Raw genomic sequence first — 3,210 nt, 5'->3', positions numbered from 1 at the left:
ACCGGTTTGAACGCTCTTTGATAATTGAATAGTAGAGTAGCAAAAAAATCCTTTTTAATTGATCCATCCTTCGGGGTGGGGAGAGATAAAAGGTTTACAGTAGTTGAGTACCTAAGAGTTTAATCAAGTATAAAGAATAAGCTACTAAGGGCTAACGGCGGATGCCTTGGCATCGGAAGGCGAAGAAGGACGTGGCAAGCTGCGATAAGCTTCGGGGAGTGGTTAACACACTTTGATCCGGAGATTTCCGAATGGGGGAACCCGACAGAGTTTATACTCTGCCATCTTTAACTGAATACATAGGTTAAAGAAGCGAACGCAGGGAATTGAAACATCTAAGTACCTGCAGGAAAAGAAATCAATTGAGATTCCGTGAGTAGCGGCGAGCGAAAGCGGAACAGCCCAAATTGGCGATACGGAACAACATATATAGTGGAACAGTATGGAAAGGCTGACCATAGACGGTGATAGTCCGGTACACAAAATATATGTCAACCCAGCCAGACAGAGTACCACGGGACACGTGAAACCCTGTGGGAATACGGGAGGACCATCTTCCAAGGCTAAATACTAACCGATGACCGATAGTGAACGAGTACCGTGAGGGAAAGGTGAAAAGAACCCCGGGAGGGGAGTGAAATAGAAACTGAAACCGTTAGCCTACAAGCAGTGGGAGCACTATGTTTTTAAACAGTGTGACCGCGTGCCTTTTGCATAATGAGTCAACGACTTACCCTATGCAGCAAGGTTAAGCCGCGAGGTGGAGCCGCAGCGAAAGCGAGTCTTAAATGGGCGAGAGTTGTATGGGGTAGACCCGAAGCCGGGTGATCTATCCATGGCCAGGGTGAAGTCTCGGTAACACGAGATGGAGGCCCGAACCGATATAGGTTGAAAACTGTTCGGATGAGCTGTGGATAGGAGTGAAAGGCTAATCAAACTCGGTGATAGCTGGTTTTCTCCGAAATATATTTAGGTATAGCCTCGTATGATGACTGACGGAGGTAGAGCACTGACAAGACTAGGGGTCCTACCGGATTACCAAACCTTATCAAACTCCGAATACCGTCAAGTTCAAGTACGGGAGTCAGACTACGGGAGATAAGTTCCGTGGTCAAAAGGGAAAGAGCCCAGACCGTCAGCTAAGGTCCCAAAATCTATGCTAAGTGGAAAAGGATGTGGAATTGCAGATACAACCAGGAGGTTGGCTTAGAAGCAGCAATCCTTTAAAGAAAGCGTAATAGCTCACTGGTCCAGTGGTACTGCGCCGAAAATTCATCGGGGCTCAAGCATAGTACCGAAGCTACGGATACAAAATTTATTTTGTATGGTAGGAGAACATTGTGTACGTCTGAGAAGGTATATCGAAAGAAGTGCTGGAGACAACACAAGAGCTTATGTTGACACGAGTAGCGAAAATGAAGGTGAAAAACCTTCACGCCGAAAGCCTCAGGTTTCCTGTAGTTAAGTTAATCTGCTCAGGGTTAGTCGGCTCCTAAGGCGAGGCCGAGAGGCGTAGTCGATGGGAAACTGGTTAATATTCCAGTACCACTTCCATAATGTTATGGTAAGGGGGGACGGAGAAGGTAAGACCATCCGGGCGTTGGTAGTCCCGGTTTAAGCGTGTAGGTGGAAGACTTTGGCAAATCCGGGTCTTCTTAACACTGAGGCGTGATGACGATGTCTAACGACAACAAAGTGGTTGGTTCCATGCTTCCAGGAAAATCCTCGTATCTAGTTATGGATGTGACCGTACCGCAAACCGACACAGGTAGGCAGGTAGAGAATACTAAGGCGCTTGAGAGAACTCTGGTTAAGGAATTCGGCAAAATAGCACCGTAACTTCGGGAGAAGGTGTGCCCATATAGTGACATTATTTACTAATGAAGCTTAATTGGGTTGCAGTGAAATGGGGGGAGCGACTGTTTACTAAAAACATAGGACTCTGCGAAGTCGAAAGACGAAGTATAGGGTCTGACGCCTGCCCGGTGCCGGAAGGTTAAGGGAATGTGTTAGCGCAAGCGAAGCACTGAACTGAAGCCCCGGTAAACGGCGGCCGTAACTATAACGGTCCTAAGGTAGCGAAATTCCTTGTCGGGTAAGTTCCGACCTGCACGAATGGCGTAACGATTCCCCCACTGTCTCAACCAGGGACTCAGCGAAACTGTAATACCGGTGAAGATGCCGGTTACCCGCAACAAGACAGAAAGACCCCGTGAACCTTTACTACAGCTTGGCATTGGTTTTTGAGGTAACATGTGTAGGATAGGTGGGAGACTTTGAAATGGGCACGCCAGTGTTCATGGAGTCACCCTTGAAATACCACCCTTGTTATTTTAGAAATCTAACTGCGGTCCATTATCTGGATCCAGGACATTGTCTGGTGGGTAGTTTGACTGGGGCGGTCGCCTCCTAAAGAGTAACGGAGGCGCGCGATGGTTCCCTCAGGTTGATTGGAAACCAACTATAGAGTGTAAAGGCATAAGGGAGCTTGACTGCGAGAGAGACATCTCGAGCAGGTGCGAAAGCAGGTCTTAGTGATCCGGCGATTCCGCATGGAAGGGTCGTCGCTCAACGGATAAAAGGTACTCCGGGGATAACAGGCTTATCTCCCCCAAGAGTCCATATCGACGGGGAGGTTTGGCACCTCGATGTCGGCTCATCACATCCTGGGGCTGAAGCAGGTCCCAAGGGTTTGGCTGTTCGCCAATTAAAGTGGTACGCGAGCTGGGTTTAAAACGTCGTGAGACAGTTTGGTCCTTATCTGTTGCGGGCGCAGGATATTTGAGGAGATCTTCCCCTAGTACGAGAGGACCGGGGTGGACGAACCTATGGTGCACCAGTTGTTCCGCCAGGAGCATTGCTGGGTAGCTAAGTTCGGAAGGGATAACCGCTGAAAGCATCTAAGCGGGAAGCCTACTCCAAGATAAGATATCCCGGGATCTTTAGATCCCCTGAAGGCTCGTTGTAGACTACAACGTTGATAGGTCAGGTGTGGAAGTGTGGCAACACATGGAGCTAACTGATACTAATCTGCCGTGAGGCTTATTCGTTGTTTTTGATTAAACCTCTACTGAAACTACTCTACTATTCAATTATCTTTTTTATTGCTCAGTGTCATTTATAATGATTCTGATTCAAGTTTGTGGCGACCATAGCGAGAAGGATCCACCCGTTCCCTTTCCGAACACGGAAGTTAAGCTTCTCTGCGCC

General features: G+C 48.1%; 2 rRNA genes. Both read left to right on the top strand.

Annotated features, from left to right (window positions below):
• The first annotated feature begins 134 nt into the window (after positions 1-134).
• Positions 135-3,050 (top strand): 23S ribosomal RNA (locus tag JWG39_RS15855).
• Between the two features lie 91 nt (positions 3,051-3,141).
• Positions 3,142-3,210 (top strand): 5S ribosomal RNA (gene rrf / locus JWG39_RS15850); the annotation flags it as partial.

The organism is Desulforhopalus vacuolatus (assembly GCF_016918505.1).
GTDB classification, from domain to species: Bacteria; Desulfobacterota; Desulfobulbia; order Desulfobulbales; family Desulfocapsaceae; genus Desulforhopalus; species Desulforhopalus vacuolatus.
This window is presented reverse-complemented; position numbering and strand designations above follow the sequence as displayed.